The 18,266-nt window shown below is 41.8% G+C and carries 16 protein-coding genes; 8 read left to right on the plus strand and 8 right to left on the minus strand.

Annotated features, from left to right (window positions below; translation table 11 throughout):
- Nucleotides 1-32: 32 nt before the first annotated feature.
- The 8 genes from noc to rpmH all read right to left on the minus strand — a co-directional run bounded on the left by noc (nt 33) and on the right by rpmH (nt 7,368).
- Nucleotides 33-848 carry a nucleoid occlusion protein gene (gene noc, locus A8709_RS05810; RefSeq protein WP_065851216.1) on the minus strand — a complete coding sequence of 272 codons (816 nt, stop codon included), beginning with the start codon at nt 846-848 and terminating at the stop codon, nt 33-35.
- A 305-nt stretch (nt 849-1,153) separates the two neighbouring features.
- A complete protein-coding gene (gene rsmG / locus A8709_RS05815) occupies nt 1,154-1,879 on the minus strand; it encodes a 16S rRNA (guanine(527)-N(7))-methyltransferase RsmG (protein ID WP_065851217.1) in 726 nt (241 codons plus the stop codon).
- Nucleotides 1,880-1,882: 3 nt separating this feature from the next.
- A complete protein-coding gene (gene mnmG / locus A8709_RS05820) occupies nt 1,883-3,778 on the minus strand; it encodes a tRNA uridine-5-carboxymethylaminomethyl(34) synthesis enzyme MnmG (protein ID WP_065851218.1) in 1,896 nt (631 codons plus the stop codon).
- A gap of 46 nt (nt 3,779-3,824) precedes the next feature.
- Nucleotides 3,825-5,201 carry a tRNA uridine-5-carboxymethylaminomethyl(34) synthesis GTPase MnmE gene (gene mnmE / locus A8709_RS05825; protein WP_065851219.1) on the minus strand — a complete coding sequence of 459 codons (1,377 nt, stop codon included), beginning with the start codon at nt 5,199-5,201 and terminating at the stop codon, nt 3,825-3,827.
- 73 nt (nt 5,202-5,274) lie between these two features.
- Nucleotides 5,275-5,892 (minus strand): RNA-binding cell elongation regulator Jag/EloR, encoded by a 618-nt coding sequence (gene jag, locus A8709_RS05830; protein ID WP_065851220.1) that lies wholly within the window; start codon nt 5,890-5,892, stop codon nt 5,275-5,277.
- Nucleotides 5,889-6,662, minus strand: coding sequence for a membrane protein insertase YidC (gene yidC / locus A8709_RS05835; RefSeq protein WP_065851221.1), 774 nt, complete (start codon nt 6,660-6,662; stop codon nt 5,889-5,891). The genes jag and yidC overlap by 4 nt, the downstream gene beginning before the upstream one ends.
- A gap of 71 nt (nt 6,663-6,733) precedes the next feature.
- Complete coding sequence (gene rnpA / locus A8709_RS05840) at nt 6,734-7,093, minus strand: ribonuclease P protein component (RefSeq protein WP_065851222.1); 360 nt, start codon at nt 7,091-7,093, stop codon at nt 6,734-6,736.
- Between the two features lie 140 nt (nt 7,094-7,233).
- The gene (rpmH, locus tag A8709_RS05845) at nt 7,234-7,368 is read right to left on the minus strand and encodes a 50S ribosomal protein L34 (RefSeq protein ID WP_028557239.1); all 135 of its coding nucleotides are present in this window, start codon (nt 7,366-7,368) and stop codon (nt 7,234-7,236) included.
- Nucleotides 7,369-7,995: 627 nt separating this feature from the next.
- On the opposite strand from rpmH, the gene dnaA reads away from it, so the two are divergent.
- The 8 genes from dnaA (at nt 7,996) to A8709_RS05885 (ending at nt 17,949) form a co-directional block, all read left to right on the plus strand.
- Entirely contained in the window at nt 7,996-9,363 is a 1,368-nt protein-coding gene (gene dnaA / locus A8709_RS05850; RefSeq protein ID WP_065851223.1) for a chromosomal replication initiator protein DnaA, read from the plus strand.
- A gap of 180 nt (nt 9,364-9,543) precedes the next feature.
- The gene (gene dnaN, locus A8709_RS05855; RefSeq protein ID WP_065851224.1) at nt 9,544-10,686 is read left to right on the plus strand and encodes a DNA polymerase III subunit beta; all 1,143 of its coding nucleotides are present in this window, start codon (nt 9,544-9,546) and stop codon (nt 10,684-10,686) included.
- Between the two features lie 13 nt (nt 10,687-10,699).
- Nucleotides 10,700-10,915: a S4 domain-containing protein YaaA gene (gene yaaA, locus A8709_RS05860; protein ID WP_056622694.1), complete on the plus strand. Its 216-nt coding sequence runs from the start codon at nt 10,700-10,702 to the stop codon at nt 10,913-10,915.
- Nucleotides 10,916-10,942: 27 nt separating this feature from the next.
- Nucleotides 10,943-12,061: a DNA replication/repair protein RecF gene (gene recF / locus A8709_RS05865; RefSeq protein WP_065851225.1), complete on the plus strand. Its 1,119-nt coding sequence runs from the start codon at nt 10,943-10,945 to the stop codon at nt 12,059-12,061.
- Nucleotides 12,062-12,066: 5 nt separating this feature from the next.
- Entirely contained in the window at nt 12,067-12,315 is a 249-nt protein-coding gene (remB, locus tag A8709_RS05870) for an extracellular matrix regulator RemB (protein ID WP_065851226.1), read from the plus strand.
- Between the two features lie 35 nt (nt 12,316-12,350).
- Nucleotides 12,351-14,267, plus strand: coding sequence for a DNA topoisomerase (ATP-hydrolyzing) subunit B (gene gyrB, locus A8709_RS05875; protein WP_065851227.1), 1,917 nt, complete (start codon nt 12,351-12,353; stop codon nt 14,265-14,267).
- A 48-nt stretch (nt 14,268-14,315) separates the two neighbouring features.
- Entirely contained in the window at nt 14,316-16,799 is a 2,484-nt protein-coding gene (gene gyrA, locus A8709_RS05880; protein WP_065851228.1) for a DNA gyrase subunit A, read from the plus strand.
- An 82-nt stretch (nt 16,800-16,881) separates the two neighbouring features.
- A complete protein-coding gene (locus A8709_RS05885) occupies nt 16,882-17,949 on the plus strand; it encodes an HD-GYP domain-containing protein (RefSeq protein WP_065851229.1) in 1,068 nt (355 codons plus the stop codon).
- Nucleotides 17,950-18,266: the final 317 nt, after the last annotated feature.

Genomic DNA, 18,266 nt, shown 5'->3' on the forward strand with positions numbered 1-18,266 from the left:
TTGCGCCGTTTTAGGGTAGCAAAATACCTATATTATCGTTTAGGAATTTTAATTATGATTTCATAATGATCTTCATGATCCTGCTCGGATGTATTAATGTTCAAACCTGAACTTGTTACCATCTCAACCGATTGTCGAATGGTATTCAACGCAAGCCTAACATCTTTCGTAAAGGAAACACGACGCGATTTCTTGATCTTTGCAGCTTCCTTCAAGAAACTGATTCTCATTTCGGTCTGTTTCACATTCAATTCTTTCGTGATAATTTCCTCAAGAAGCTTAACCTGCTGCTCTTCTTGATCTAAGCTAAGAAGTGCTCTAGCGTGACGTTCTGTGATTTTCCGCTCCATCAAAGCCATTTTGACAGGCTCACTCAATTGTAGCAATCGAATTTTATTAGCAATCGTGGACTGACTCTTACCCAAGCGCTGAGCTAAGCTCTCCTGCGTCAAATCATGCATTTCAATTAATTGATGATACGCAGCGGCCTCTTCGATTGCGGTAAGGCCTTCACGTTGCAAATTCTCAATAAGAGCAATCGATGCAGCCTGCGAATCATTGAAGTCACGCACAATAGCTGGAATCGTATCCATACCAAGCTTTTTCACAGCTCGTAAACGACGTTCACCAGCGATTAACTCAAAGGTATTATTTTTGACCCGAACCACGATAGGCTGAATGATACCATGTGTACGAATGGTTTGGCATAGTTCATCAATGCGATCATCGTCGAATAACGTTCTCGGCTGATAGGGACTTGGAATAATACTATTTACGGGTATGTTTTTGACCTCATCCGTCGTTGAACGATCTGCAAGGCCAAATAGCTTCGATATTTGTTCTTTCATAGGAAAACTTACCACCAACTCTTCCCGTAGTTTAAGCGATCCGTACAATCATAGATAGACGAGCTGTTCGTCCTACACAAGGTGAAAAGATCTCTTCGCCATTCCGAGACGATGTAATTCTAGCTGCATAACGCTAGTAAATCTAATCTATCAAATCGCAATATCTGTCGTTAAATCACAAGCAAAATCTAAAATCAAGCCGTCCTACAACAATCATTTACCTTACTATATTAATTCTCCACAGAAGGCTAAAATCCTTCTCCTCATTGGAAAAGCAACCAAATGTTTCACGTGAAACATTTGGTTTATTTGGTCAGCGGCTCCTTCAAAGGCAAGCCTGCTTTACGCGGATATTTAGTTGGAGTCTGAGCTGTTTTCCGAATCTCTACAAAATGTCTGATGGATTCTTCAATGGGTAACAACATCCTGTTGACCTTGATTACCTTGCCTCTTAACTCTACTAAACTGTAAGAAGAGTCATTGATTTCATCATCAATCTCTGAACCTTTCATTGCAATGAACGTGCCACCATTTTTAGCAAAAGGGAGACAGAATTCATTCAAAACCTGTAACTTTGCAACAGCTCTAGCTGTAACAAGATCGAAATGATCACGATACTTAGGTAATCTAGCAATATCCTCTGCTCTACCGTGAACGCAATCCATATTAGTTAATCCTAGTTGCGAAACAATTTCTTTCAGGAATAAAATCCGCTTATTCAATGAATCTACAATTGTTACCTGCAGATGAGGAAAAGCTATTTTAAGCGGAATGCTCGGAAATCCAGCACCTGAACCAATATCAGCAAGGGTACTTATCTTTTCAAAATCAAAATTAAAAGCTACGGAAAGAGAATCATAGAAATGCTTGAGATAAACCTGATCTCTCTCCGTAATGCCCGTTAAGTTCATTTTCTCATTCCACTCAACGAGCGTCTTGTAATACTGTTCAAACTGATCCAACTGTTGCGCGGATAATGAAATATTCTCTTTCGCTAATAACTCTGTGAATTGCTGCTGTATCGCATCCATATGTTAACCTCTAGCCGCAATAACTCTGTTGTAGTGTTCCAAATACACAAGTAATATCGAAATGTCCGACGGTGTGACTCCGCTAATACGTGACGCTTGACCAATCGAAATCGGACGAATTTTTGCAAGCTTTTGCTTAGCCTCCGTCGCAATACCATGAACCTCGCTATACACAATATCATCCGGAATTTTCTTCTTCTCCATTTTGCGCAAACGATCAACTTGATTACTTTGCTTTTCAATATAGCCAGCATACTTAACTTGAATCCCAACTTGCTCCTTCATATCCTCATCCAGTTCGAAAGGAGACATGGTCATTTGCTCAATATGCTTATATTCAATCTCTGGGCGGCGTAACAATGAGATAGCAGGCACCGAATTCGTTAATTGCACACTTTCTAAACTTTGAAGCAATTCTTGCACATGCGGCTCTGGTTTTACCTTAACCGTAGACAACCGTTCGATCTCTTGCTCAACTAATGATTTTTTATTTAAAAAACGTTCATAACGCTCATCGGAAATCAATCCGATTTCATGACCAATCGGCGTCAAACGTAAATCTGCATTGTCGTGACGCAGCAACAAACGATATTCAGCTCGTGAAGTAAGCAAACGGTAAGGCTCACTCGTCCCTTTCGTAACTAGATCATCAATGAGAACGCCGATATAGCCTTCCGACCGATCTAATACAATAGCTTCCTTCTCTTGCACTTTACGCGCAGCATTAATCCCTGCCATTACACCTTGGCCAGCAGCCTCTTCATAACCGGAGGTTCCGTTAATTTGCCCAGCAGTAAACAAACCGCTAACTAGCTTCGTTTCCAACGAAGGTTTTAATTGCGTAGGCACAACCGCATCATACTCGATCGCATACCCAGTACGCATCATTTCTACTTTCTCTAGACCAGGAATGGAACGCAAAATTTCCAACTGTACCTCTTCCGGCATACTCGTAGAAAGACCTTGTACATAATACTCGGAAGTACTATGACCTTCTGGCTCAAGGAAAATTTGATGCTTTGCCTTATCAGCAAAACGAACAATTTTATCCTCAATAGATGGACAATATCTGGGTCCAGTCCCCTCAATGGCACCAGAGAACATTGGAGCGCGGTGAAGATTATCATTAATAATCTGGTGAGTATTCGCAGACGTGTACGTTAACCAACAAGGTAACTGTACATTATGATTAGAGCCGTATTTTGTTTCAAATGAGAAAAACTTTGGTTGATCATCACCAGGTTGAATTTCTGTTTTGCTAAAATCAATCGTATCTCCATGTACGCGCGGCGGCGTACCTGTTTTGAAACGAACAAGATCGAAGCCAAGCTTACGCAAGGATTCGGATAATTTAACAGAAGGCTGCTGATTGTTAGGTCCACTCTCGTACATCAGTTCGCCCATAATCACTTTCCCACGTAAGTACGTGCCTGTTGTCAAAACAACAGATTTAGCGTAGTACTCGGCACCAGTCTTCATAATGAGACCTTTACAAATGCCGTCTTCAACAATAAGCTCCTCAGCCATACCTTGACGTAACGTCAAGTTTGGAGTCGCTTCAATCGTTTCTTTCATTTTATGTTGGTAAGAGAATTTATCCGCTTGTGCACGGAGTGCGTGAACAGCTGGTCCCTTGCCCGTATTCAACATACGAAGTTGAATATATGTCTTATCAATATTGCGACCCATCTCGCCACCGAGCGCGTCGATTTCACGAACAACGTGTCCTTTAGCAGGCCCACCGATGGATGGGTTACAAGGCATGAAAGCAACCATGTCCAAATTGATCGTTAATAGTAACGTATTACAACCCATACGAGCTGAAGCTAGCGCAGCTTCGCAGCCAGCATGGCCGGCGCCGATGACGATAACGTCATATTCTCCCGCGTGATATCCCATAGAAACGTCCCTCCCTCTTTTATGAAAACGCAAATGCTGTCGATTTTCATTTTCCTAAGCAGAATTGTGTAAAAATTTGATCGATTAACGATTCTCCTACAGAATCACCGATAATCTCTCCTAGCTGCTCCCATGCAGCTCGAATATCAATTTGTATCATATCAATCGGCACGTACTGCTCATTTGCCTCTAATGCATCCTGCAAAGATCGCTTCGCCTGTTTCAACAATGAAATATGACGAACGTTGCTCACATAGGTCAAATCGCTCGACTCGAGCTTTCCTTCAAAGAAAATCGCAGCGATCGCTTTCTCTAAATCTTCAATCCCTTTATTCTCAATCAGCGATAACTCCACAATACGTTCCTGTGGGAAATAACTGAGGACTTGTTCGACATTCAACTTACGTTCCAAATCAATCTTATTCAAAATCACGATAGTTTGCTTATCGGCCAACTGCTTCATTAAGGCAATTTCATCTACCTGCAGCTCATCATTACTATTCAACACCAGTAAAATGAGATCCGCCTCTACTAACGCAGTCTTTGAACGTTCCACCCCGATTTGTTCCACAATATCTGAGGTCTCCCGAATCCCTGCCGTATCTAGCAACTTCAATGGAATCCCGCCAATATTCACGAACTCTTCGATCACATCACGTGTTGTTCCTGGTATATCGGTCACAATAGCCCTATTTTCCTGCGCTAATTCATTCAAAAGCGATGACTTACCAACATTAGGTTTACCTACAATGGCCGTCTCGATGCCTTCTCGCAAGATTTTCCCTTGCTCCGCGGTCACCAATAAACGATCAATTTCTAACATGACCGTGTCGCACTTCGTCTTGATGAAAGCATTCGTCATTTCTTCCACATCATGCTCGGGATAATCAATATTAACCTCCACATGTGCCATCAATTCAACCAAGACATATCGCAAATGCTTAATCTGCTTGGATAAATTGCCTTCCACTTGCTTAAGCGCAACTTTAAAGGCACGATCCGATTTCGCTCGAATCAAGTCAATGACAGCTTCCGCTTGTGTTAAATCAATACGACCATTCAAAAATGCTCGTTTCGTAAACTCTCCTGGTTCCGCTAAGCGAACCCCTTGCGATAAGAGCAAATCAAGAACCTTCTTCACGGAGACAATGCCCCCATGACAGCTAATTTCAACGACATCTTCTGTCGTGAAAGAACGCGGAGCTTTCATTAACGTAACGAGAACCTCCTCTACCTTTTCGGCAGAAGCAGGTTCTATAATGAATCCGTAATGTACCGTATGCGTAGCAGCATCAGATAATTTCGTTTTTGAGCGGAAAATGCGTTCCACGTGAGGAACAGATTCTTCGCCGCTCACACGAATAACCGCTATCCCACCCTCACCGAGCGGTGTAGAAATAGCAGCAATCGTATCATTTAACATAATTTTTGCACCTCGAATTTACCTCATCTTAAAGAAAAAGCAATGACATATAACCAAGTCATTGCGATCTGAGTTATTTAACAGCGATGACGACCCGACGATTCGGCTCTTCACCTTTACTGTATGTTTTGATAACAGGATGACCCTGTAATTCCGCATGGATGATCTTACGTTCTTGGGAATTCATTGGCTCAAGAATAACTTCCTTCTTCGACTTGATTACACGGTTAGCCAGCCGCAAAGCTAGTTCTTCCAGCGTTTTCTTCCGTCGATCGCGGAAATTCTCCGCATCTAAAATAATACGGAAGTGAGAATTCGCATACCGATTTCCGACAATATTCACTAAATACTGCAGGGCATCGAGCGTTTGTCCTCTTTTGCCAATCAGAATTCCTAATTCCGAGCCACTCATGTTTAAGATATAGCCTTCACGATCTTTATGTGTATCTATGGTGATGGAAATTTGCATCGCTTCGAACATATCTTGTAAGAAGGCAGTTGCCTCCTCAAGTGGATCTGGTATCAATTCGAGCTCAACCTTAGCAACTCTGGATCCAATAAACCCGAACAACCCTTTGGAGGGCTGTTCCAAAATATGAATGTGTACACGATCTTCCGAAACTTGCCATTGAGCTAAACCGGATTGCACCGCTAGCTCAATTGTCTTTCCAGTCACCACGATTTTCTTCATTTAGACAGGCCACCCTTATTATTTTGAGGTCCAGGCTTTTTTTGTGAACCAGGAGCACCATAGATGAAATAAGACTGAACAATAGTGAAAATGTTACCGTAAATCCAGTATAACGGAAGAGCAGCTGCAAAATTCATGGACATAACGAAAATCATGACCGGGAATATGTACATTAAGCTTTTCATTTGTTGATTCATTTGGGAAGACATAAACATTTGTTGAACGAACGTAGTCGTTGCAGCAATCAAAGGTAGGATATACAAATGATCCGGCTTACCAAGATTCAGCCAAAGGAACGTATGCTCATGAATTTCTTGGTTACGCATAATAGCCTGATACAGCGCAATAAGAATTGGCATTTGAACGATGATAGGGAAACAACCAGCTAACGGGTTAACACCGTTTTGTTGAAACAGCTTCATGGTTTCTTCCTGTTGCTTTTTCGCATCATCTTTATACTTCTCTTTAAGCTTTTTCATCTCAGGCTGCAAATCTTGCATCCGTTTGGAGCTCTTGTATTGCTTAAGGGTAAGCGGCAAAATGATCAAACGAATAATCAAGGTTACAACTAAGATCGATAAACCATATTGACCCCAGAGGTGATCAGCGAACCAATCCAGCGTTTGGGAAAGCGGGTACACAAAATATTTAACGAAAAAACCAGCTGTTTTCGGATCAATTGGTGCTGCTGTCGCGTGTGAAGTGCTACATCCCGAGAGAAGTAAAATCACCGAAGACAGTGCTATTAGCATATAAATTCGACGAGTCAAAATGAGATCCTCCTAAATGTCTTTTCCAACATAAACTATAACACATCTTAAGCCCGCAAGGAAATAATGCGTTACTTTTTTGTGAAGTCATTTTTTTTATATAAAGAAGCCTTCCGGATCACATGCCAGATACTCTTCTCCATATCCGCGTACGCCATCTCAACGACTGGTTTCCTGGCTAACAAAATGTAGTCATATTGGGGTGTCATATTTTCTTTTTTCAATCGAATGATCTCTTTCATCATCCGTCTCAACCGATTCCGTACTACGGCATTGCCGATCTTTTTGGAAACAGATACACCGAAACGAAACTGCTCGGCTTTAGGCTGCGGCAAATAATACAGTACGAATTGCTGATTGGCCATGGATTTGCCATAGCGATATACCTTGCTGAAATCTTCTCTTTTTGCTAACCGATATTGTTTCTCCACAGGCCATGTACACTCCAAACAGATCACATTCATCATCTTATAGAAAGAACACTACATATCTTATCTAGTTTTAACAAAACCAGTTCATTGTAAACCGTGAAGTAAAATGCAAAAAAAAAAGCCCCTTTCGGAGCCTTTTCTTACGCGCTAAGAACTTTTCTTCCTTTAAGACGGCGAGCTTGTAGAACTTTACGACCGTTCTTCGTGCTCATTCTTTTACGGAAACCATGGTTCTTCTTACGCTTTCTCGTATTCGGGTTAAATGTTGGACCCATCTATAGCACCTCCCTACCTGGCTGAGGATATCCATCCTACAAAATTTCTACTACTCATTAAATCATTTTCGCAGAAGAAAGTCAACCTACCCAAGTGTGCAGTAAAAGGAAGCAACATTTCGCTGCGGATGGTCAAAAGAACAAGCTGTGCATAAACTTTTGCCGAGAAAGAACAAATTTTGTCGAAAATCAACAGAATATCAACAATATCTTGTGTTGTGAACAATTTCTACCCACAACTTGTTGTAATTGTGGATAATGCGAAACAATCCGTTGATTAACAAGGTATCTTTTGTTAAGATAGTAATGTTTCTGCTGTGGATATACGCCACTAATCCTCCGACTTATCAACATCCTGTGGATAACAATGTGCACAAACTCCCTCTACACGAATAAGTCATTTCTGCGGATCCTTAACTGTGTGGATAAAACCGACAAAAGTCATCCTTTTTTGACCTCGCCATCATGCAGATTCGTTTAGACATAATTTGGGCACACTATATGCTAACTGAAATCCTATTCTAGATTCCGACGTGAGTATTTCGTTTCACGTTTTAACTATATAAATCAGCAACACTGTTACTACTGGCCTATGCCACATGTTTGATTCAAAAGGAGTGAAGTACTGTGGAAGGCCATTCTACGGACCTTTGGCAACAAATTTTAACGATAATTCAGACGAAGCTCAGTAAGCCTAGCTTTGACACCTGGCTCAAATCAACGAAGGCCACTGTATTCAACGATTCTACAGTTATTATTTGCGCGCCTAACAATTTTGCGCAGGAGTGGCTAGAAAGTAGATATACGAAGCTCATTGAAGGCACGATCTATGATTTTACGGGCAAGCACGTATCCGTCAAATTTATTATCGAAACAGATGAACAGAAAGCACAAGCGATGACATCGACTCAACCCGTTGTCATTCCACCCAAAGGACCGGCTATTGTATCCGGCGAAGAAAACTTTACAAGTATGATGAACGCTAGGTATACATTTGATACCTTCGTTATCGGATCAGGTAACCGCTTTGCACATGCAGCCTCCTTGGCTGTAGCTGAAGCACCGGCAAAAGCTTATAATCCACTCTTCCTATATGGAGGTGTAGGGTTAGGCAAAACACATCTCATGCATGCGATCGGACATTATGTACTCGAACATAACCCAGGTTCACGGGTTCTATATATATCCTCCGAAAAGTTTACGAATGAATTCATTAATGCCGTCCGGGATAACCGCGGCGAAGGCTTCCGCAATAAATATCGTACAATTGATGTGCTGCTTATCGATGATATTCAGTTCCTTGCAGGGAAAGAAGGAACACAGGAAGAGTTCTTCCACACATTCAATGCGCTGCATGAAGAAGGTAAACAAATTATTATTTCCAGTGACCGCCCGCCAAAAGAAATTCCAACGCTTGAGGATCGGCTGCGTTCCAGGTTTGAATGGGGCTTAATTACCGATATTCAGCCGCCAGACCTTGAAACACGCATTGCGATTTTACGCAAAAAAGCGAAAGCTGAGAATCTAGAAATCCCAAATGAAGCTATGATTTATATCGCGAATCAGATCGATACGAATATCCGAGAGCTGGAGGGTGCGTTAATCCGCGTTGTCGCCTACTCGTCTCTCATTAATCAGGATATTAGCGTTCATCTGACGGCCGAAGCTCTGAAGGACATTATTCCGTCCAATCGGCCACGGGTCATTACCATACAGGATATTCAACAGCGGGTTGGAGAATTCTATGGGTTAAAGCTTGAGGATTTCAAAGCGCGTAAACGTACGAAAGCCGTGGCATTTCCTCGGCAAGTAGCGATGTACTTAGCACGGGAGCTCACAGACTTCTCTTTGCCGAAAATCGGAGATAATTTTGGAGGTCGTGATCATACAACAGTCATCCATGCTCATGAGAAAATCGTGCAGCAGCTGAAAGTCGATCAGGAACTTTATAAGATTGTCCATAACTTAACGGAACGTATCAAAAACCCCTCTTAATAACATCTCATTTTCAATAAGCCTATACACAAACTATTAACATGTGGATAGGCTTGCTCTGTCTAGGATTCATCCACATATCCACATATCCAGAGCCCCTACTGCTATTACTAATAAAGAATGTTATTATATAATGATTATGCTAACGCACCCTCAAAAAAGAACTGCAGGAGTGAAGTCATGAAATTAACCATCCTAAAAGACCATTTAATCGAATCCATTGGTCACGTTTCCAAGGCCATATCCTCACGAACAACGATACCCATTCTTACTGGGATCAAAATAGATGCAACATTAAGCGGTGTAACCTTAACTGCCAGTGATACAGACATCTCCATTCAAAGTTTCACAGCTAGTGAAAACAGCACTATCAAAATTATTGAACTTATCCAAGCCGGCAGTGTTGTACTTCCAGCTAAATTTTTCGTTGAAATCATTCGTAAGCTGCCAGCTCAACTTATTGAAATTGAAGTTCGAGCTAACTTCCAAACGATCATTCGTTCAGGTTCCTCTGAAATTCAAATTATGGGATTAGATCCAGACGAGTATCCGCTATTACCAGAAATCGAAGAAAGCAAAATGCTTCGTTTACCTAGTGATTTGCTTAAAACGATGATTAAACAAACGTCGTATGCGGTTTCTACAAATGAATCGACGCCTATTCTGACAGGTGTTCTTTGGAACATTACTGGTGATAAGTTAAAATTTATCGCTTGCGATCGTCATCGCTTGGCCAGCAGAGAAGTAACTGTCGATAATGATCTAGCACAAAACCTGCCGAATATCGTCATTTCAGGACGTACTTTGAATGAATTAAGTAAAATTTTGCCAGATCAAAATACCCTTATAGATATAGTTATTGCGGACAACCAAGTTTTATTCAAAATTCAATCGATTTTATTTTATTCACGTATTTTGGACGGTACTTACCCGGATACATCGAAGCTCATACCGCAATCCTTCCAAACGGAAATGGTCGTTCCGACCAAAGAATTGGCAGAAGCGATCGATCGTGCCTACCTTCTATCCAAGGAAGATAAAACGAATATCGTAAAAATGATGATGTTGGAAGACAAAACAATCGAAATCTCATCCAGCTCGTCGGAGCTAGGAAAAGTAACGGAACAAATTGCCCTGCAGCATATTGTTGGTGATTTACTTAAGATTTCGTTTAACTCCAAATATATGTTGGATGCCCTGAAAGTACTGGATTCGGAGTTTATTCAAATTGGGTTTACAGGGGCTATGCAGCCAATCATCATGAAACCACAAGATTCCACAAATATACTTCAGCTGATCTTGCCTTATCGAACAACGAATTAAGGAGTGCGATTACATGAAACAAATAGTTATCAACACTGCATACATTACGCTTGGACAGTTCCTGAAGTTATCGGACTGCATATCCACAGGTGGACAAGCTAAATTTTTCGTTGTGGAAACCAAAATCGAAGTAAACGGGCAAGCTGAAAATCGTAGAGGACGGAAACTTGTGCCGCAGGATATTGTAAAGGTGGAAGGTTTCGGACAATTCGAGGTCATTAGCTCCTGATCGGAATACCCAGGAGGATGATCGGCCATGTTTCTCAATAAACTCGTACTCAGTCATTATAGAAATTACGAACACATCGAGTTAACGACCAATAACAACGTGAATATTTTTCTTGGGCCCAATGCGCAAGGCAAAACCAATTTATTGGAATCCATTTACGTGTTAGCCATGACCAAATCACATCGGACACATCAAGATAAAGAGTTGATCGGCTGGAATGGTGAGCAAACCCTGCTGCATGCAGAGGTTCAGAAAATGTACGGGAACTGTAAACTGGACCTCTCCATCACATCAAAGGGGAAAAAAGCGAAGATTAATGGTCTCGAGCAAAAAAAACTAAGTAATTTTATTGGTGCTCTGAATGTCGTGATGTTTGCGCCGGAGGATCTAGAGATCGTCAAAGGAACACCAGGTATCAGGCGCCGGTTTCTGGATATGGAAATTGGCCAAGTACAACCCTCTTATCTCCATGACCTGTCGCAATATCAGAAAATTTTGGTGCAGCGAAATAATTATTTAAAGCAGAATTTCCCCGGAAAAAGCACACCTGACGCCATGTTGGACATCTGGAATGAACAATTAGCGCAGTATGGTGTTAAAATTATGAAAAAGCGTCAAAACTTTATAAAGAAGCTGCAAAAATGGGCGGAAAACATTCATAGAGGGATAACCAACGACAGCGAAGCGCTAGTTATTCGTTACTCACCTTCTTTTGACATGGAGCCATTTGAAGATGAATCTGTTTTATTAAACCAATTTATGATAAAGTTATCTTTGGTAAAGGATCAGGAATTCCGAAGAGGCGTTACGTTAGTGGGACCTCATCGTGATGATCTTCTGTTTTACATAAACGATAAGGAAGTCCAAACGTACGGCTCTCAAGGACAGCAGCGTACAACCGCGCTATCACTTAAGCTTGCAGAGATTGAACTCATTCACGAAGAAGTGGGCGAATATCCTTTGTTATTGCTTGATGACGTCTTATCGGAGTTGGATGAATATAGACAGACACAGTTAATTCGCACGTTTCAGCAGAAAGTCCAAACATTTATTACGACGACAGGTCTAGAAAGTGTTCATTTGGATCAACTGGATCATGCTTCCGTGTTTCATGTTTTGAAAGGAAATGTAAGCGGCAGGAGCTGAGGAGCATGTTTATTCATTTGGGCGGAGAGAAAATCATTAGAGCCTCCGAGTTGATTGCTATATTTGATATCTCGATAGAGAAGTCATCCAAAATATCGAAGCAGTTTATCCAACAAGCAGTGAAAGATAAGAAAACCGAACAAATCGGCGAAGAAGACTGTAAATCACTGGTCGTAACGAAAAGTAAAGTGTATTATTCCCCTATTTCCTCAACAACGCTTAAGAAAAGAGCCAATCAGTTATTGACGAATTAACTTCTTCTAATATAAAAAAGCAGGTGAAGAGTAGCATGTCTGTGAATCAAAATGCGTACGATGACAGTCAGATTCAGGTTCTGGAAGGTTTAGAAGCCGTTCGCAAAAGACCGGGTATGTATATTGGTTCAACCAGTGCCCGAGGACTTCACCATCTCGTTTGGGAAGCTGTAGATAACAGTATCGATGAAGCCCTGGCTGGTTTTTGTACAAAGATCGATGTGATTGTTCATAAAAATAATAGCATTTCCGTTATCGATAACGGACGTGGGATTCCTGTTGGTGAGAATGCCAAACTGAAAAGACCGACACTTGAAGTTGTTCTTACCGTGCTTCATGCTGGCGGTAAATTCGGTGGCGAGGATTCCGGTTACAAAGTATCCGGTGGTCTGCACGGAGTAGGTATTTCTGTCGTTAATGCGCTGTCTGAGCACTTAACTGTGCGAGTAAAGAATAAAGGTCAAATTCATCAACAAGAATATCGCCGCGGTGTGCCTCAGTACGACGTTAAAATCGTCGGAGAAACGGAAGAAACAGGTACGACAGTTACGTTCCAGCCGGATCCAGAGATTTTCAAAGAAACAACGGAATATGATTTCGACACGCTGCAATCCAGAATCCGAGAGCTTGCTTTCTTGAACAAAGGCATCGAGATTAACTTAATCGATGAGCGTACGGATACTGTCGCGACTCATATGTATGAGGGCGGAATTATATCCTTTGTTCAGCATTTAAATCGCAATCGTGAAGTTGTGAATGAGCTTCCTATCTACGTTGAGGGTGCTAAGGATAATATTTCGATTGAGATTGCTCTCCAGTACAACGATAGTTATACGGAGAACATTTACTCATTTGCTAACAATATCAATACCCATGAGGGCGGAACACACGAATCAGGGTTTAAGAGTGCATTGACTCGAATTCTAAATGACTATGCTCGTAAAAATAATTCCATCAAAGAAAGTGATTCCAATCTTTCTGGAGATGATGTGCGCGAGGGTCTTGCAGCGATTATATCCGTGAAAATTCCTGAGCCTCAATTTGAGGGCCAAACCAAGACTAAACTAGGCAATAGCGAAGTCCGTGGTATTGTTGAATCTCTTTTCGCAGAGAAACTGCAAGAATTCTTAGAGGAAAATCCGGCTGTAGCCCGGAAAATTCTCGAAAAAGGTATTCAAGCAGCTAGAGCTAGAGAAGCAGCACGTAAAGCGCGTGAATTGACTCGCCGGAAAAGTGCGCTAGAAGTCAGTGCTCTGCCAGGTAAATTAGCAGACTGCTCTTCGAAAGATGCTTCCATCAGCGAGATTTACATCGTAGAAGGTGACTCTGCAGGGGGATCAGCGAAGCAAGGTCGTGACCGTCACTTCCAAGCTATTCTGCCTCTGCGTGGTAAAATTTTGAATGTTGAGAAAGCGCGTTTGGATCGTATTTTATCCAATACGGAAATTCGCGCGATGATTACGGCTTTCGGCACTGGGATTAGTGATGATTTTGATATTGCGAAAGCGCGTTATCACAAAATCATTATTATGACGGATGCCGACGTCGATGGTGCTCACATTCGTACGTTATTGCTAACTTTCTTCTACCGCTACATGAAAAAGCTTATCGAGAGCGGTTATGTGTATATCGCGCAGCCGCCGCTTTTTAAACTTGAACGGAATAAAACAGTTCGTTATGCCTATAACGAGAAGCAGCGTGAAGCCATTATGCAAGAGTTTGGCGAAGGCGTGAAAGTCAATGTCCAACGTTATAAAGGACTTGGTGAAATGAATCCGGAGCAACTATGGGAAACAACCATGGATCCGGAAAGCCGTACCTTCCTGCAGGTTACGATTGCAGATGCGATAGAAGCAGATACCCTCTTTGATTCATTGATGGGCGATAATGTTGAGCCTAGACGTGACTTCATTGAGGAACATGCGAAGTATGTGAAAAATTTAGATATCTAACGTCGTTCGAGACGTTGCAAACGATGTAAGCTTTCAGGAGGAACATTCATGAGCGAAGAATTACATTCGCAAGTCAAAGAAATTGACATTTCGACCGAAATGCGTACATCCTTCTTAGACTATGCGATGAGTATCATTGTCAGTCGCGCACTGCCAGATGTTAGAGACGGTCTGAAGCCGGTTCATCGTCGTATCTTGTTTGCGATGTCTGAACTGGGTATGTCTCCAGATAAGCCACATAAGAAATCAGCGAGAATCGTTGGCGAAGTTATCGGTAAGTATCACCCGCATGGTGACACCGCTGTGTACGAAACGATGGTTCGGATGGCTCAAGATTTTTCATTACGTTATATGCTTGTCGATGGTCATGGTAACTTTGGATCCATTGATGGTGATATGGCCGCAGCTATGCGTTATACCGAAGCACGTCTGTCGAAGATTGCCATGGAGCTTCTTCGTGATATTAATAGAGAAACAATCGATTATGCGCCCAACTACGATGGGGAAGAACAAGAACCTGTTGTTCTCCCTTCTCGTTTCCCGAACTTGCTCGTTAACGGAAGTTCAGGGATTGCGGTCGGTATGGCAACAAACATTCCCCCGCATAACCTGAGAGAGGTTATTGAGGGCATCCAGATGATGATCCAGAATCCGGATGTTACACCTATGGAATTGATGCAAGTCATCAAAGGACCTGATTTCCCGACGGCCGGTTTCATTCTTGGACGCGAAGGAATTAGACAAGCCTACTCCACAGGTAGAGGTTCTGTGACCATGCGAGCAAGAACGGTCATTGAAGAAAACAATAATAAGGCTAGAATCATTGTGAATGAACTGCCTTATCAAGTAAATAAAGCAAGACTAGTAGAGAAGATTGCTGAGTTGGTACGTGAGAAGAAAATCGATGGCATCACCGATCTTCGAGATGAGTCAGATCGTAACGGGATGCGTGTTGTTATTGAGCTACGTCGCGATGTTAATCCGAACGTTGTTCTGAACAACTTGTTCAAACAAACAGCAATGCAATCCAATTTCGGTATTATTATGCTCGCTCTTGTTAACGGAGAACCAAGAGTATTGAATCTCCGTGAGATGCTCTATTACTACCTCAAACATCAGCAAGAAGTTATTCGTCGCAGAACGGAATTTGATTTACGCAAAGCAGAAGCAAGAGCACATATCTTAGAAGGTCTACGTATTGCCCTTGATCACCTAGATCAAGTTATCGCTTTAATTCGCGCATCACGTACGACCGATGAAGCAAGAGAAGGACTCATGACGACATTTAGTTTGAGTCTAGATCAAGCGCAAGCCATTCTTGATATGCGTTTACAACGTTTAACAGGGTTGGAACGTGAGAAGATTGAAGCTGAGTACGCAGAGCTCATGAAGAAAATTGCCGAACTTAAAGCGATTCTTGCTGACGAGCAGCTAGTTTTGGCAATCATCAGTGAAGAACTCAATGAAATCAAAGAGAAGTTCGGTGACGAACGACGTTCTGAGATTACAGTTGGTGAAGAAAGTATTGAAGATGAAGACTTAATTCCTCGTGAAGACGTCGTCATTACGATTACACACACGGGTTACATTAAGCGCTTGCCGGTTACGACTTATCGGAACCAGAAGCGTGGTGGACGTGGTGTCGTCGGTATGGATACCAAAGATAATGATTTCGTCGAACATTTGTTCGTGACGAATACGCACCATTATCTGATGTTCTTTACTAACAAAGGTAAAGTGTATCGGTTGAAAGCTTACGAGATTCCAGATTTAAGCCGTACGGCTCGTGGAACACCAATTATCAACCTGATTCAAATCGAACAAGGGGAAACCGTTAATGCGGTTATTCCTGTCGAAAGCTTTGAAACCGAGCAATACCTGTTCTTTGCAACGAAACAAGGGGTTGTGAAGAAAACGCCAATCGATGATTACTCGAACATCCGTAAAGGTGGATTAATCGCCATCAATCTACGTGAAGATGATGATCTGATTGGTGTTAAGCTCACGGACGGTAACCAAGGTATTATTATGGGAACCAAGTTAGGCATGTCGATTCACTTCCCAGAGAGCGATGTACGTTCAATGGGTAGATCGGCTACGGGAGTTAAAGGTATACACTTGGATGAGGAGGATGCTGTCATCGATATGGACGTCGTTCATGAAGATAATAGCGTACTCATCGTAACATCCAAAGGCTTCGGTAAGCGTACGCCTGTTTCCGAGTATCGTATTCAGTCGCGTGGCGGTAAAGGGATCAAAACCTTGAATGTCACAGATAAGAATGGTCCGATTGTCGGCCTCAAAGTAGTGCAAGAGGACGAGGATCTCATGATTATCTCGGCGTCAGGTACAGTCATTCGTACAAGTATGGACGGGATTTCAGTCATGGGACGTAACACCCAAGGTGTTCGCCTAATTAATATACGTGAAGACGATGAAGTCGGAACGCTAGCTCGTGTTCAGAAGAGCGAAGAACAGAACGAGAACGAAGAAGACGGCGACTGGGAAGAAACAGCGGACGCCGAGGAATAAAAAGTAGGGATGGGGGCTTACAAACCCATCCCTTTTACTTTACAATATGGAGTATATGAAATAGTAAGGTGAGTGAATAAGCGTGCCGACAGTAGCTGTTTCGCAGTTAAAATATGGTGAAAGATTAGGCGATAACGTAACAACGAAGATGGGAAATACGCTTTTTCATAAAGGAAGAGTCATTCAGGAAAGAGAACTCGAAATTTTGAGAGCTTTTCTGATCTCCTCTGTAAATATTGAATCTAAGAATAACAATGAAGTTGAGCAAGCCACTGAAGAGCCAAAGACCAAAGAAACGGAGATCATTCATCCCTTCTTTTTGGAATATCAGAAAATGATCAAGTTACTCAAACGTGTCTTCTTACTTGCCAATGGTGGACAACAGCTTCCTATTCTAGAAATTCGGACAGGCCTCGAAGCGCTGATTCGCCATATCGATGCTTATAAAGTACTCACCTTCGCTCCTAAAAATCGAAATCTTCATGAATACATCTATCACAAAAGTATCTTAGTCAGCTTAACTTCTTATTCATTAGCTAGATGGGCTGGTCTTCCACAGAAGGATTTAGTACAAATTGCCTTAGCAGGATTACTACATGATATAGGCACCAGCAAGGTGGACCGAGCACTTCTAGAGAAGAAGAGTCAATTAAGTGTCGAAGAAATGGACGAGGTCAAGCAACACACACTAATCGGCTATCAAATTCTTAAGAATATGTCTGGCATTAACGAAGGTGTAAAATTAACCGCGATTCAGCATCATGAACGTGAAGATGGGTCGGGTTATCCGCTGGGTGTGAAGTCTGATAAAATTCATATGTATGCCAAAATTGTAGCCATAGCTGATATTTATAATTCAATGACAAGTGAACGCTACTACAAAGCTGCGCTATCGCCATATGTGGTATTGGAGCAGCTGCTGACGGAATCTTTCGGCAAAGTAGATCCTACACTGGTCCAAGTCTTTATGAATAAAGCGACGCAAATAAGTAATGGAACGCTTGTAAAATTAAGTGACAACCGTGTTGGTGAGATCATATTCTCCGATCGCTCTCATCCAACAAGACCTTGGGTTAATGTGAATGGATCGATCGTAAACTTAACTGTAGAACGGAACTTATTCATTCAAGATGTTATTGGTCATATTTAAAATAGAGTTAACCTAACCCTTATCTGCAAAGGTAAGGGTTTTAATTTGTCCTAATAACTTAATTATCATTATGAGTAAATAAATGCTTGCAATCCCAGTTGGGATTTGTTATATTACTCCTTGTCGCTTCGGCGGTCGAACGAAAGAACGAAAGAAATTAAAAAAGTTCTTGCAATTGAGTAGGCCGATGTGGTATATTGATCAAGTCGCCTTTGAGGGGCGAAGGATTAATAAGGAAGAAATTGATCTTTGAAAACTGAACAACGAGTGAGTAAGCACGAACGAGTAATCGTTCAAATAAAGAGATTGCAAAATCT

This window comes from Paenibacillus pectinilyticus (assembly GCF_001700435.1).
In the GTDB taxonomy this organism is placed as follows: domain Bacteria; phylum Bacillota; class Bacilli; order Paenibacillales; family NBRC-103111; genus Paenibacillus_E; species Paenibacillus_E pectinilyticus.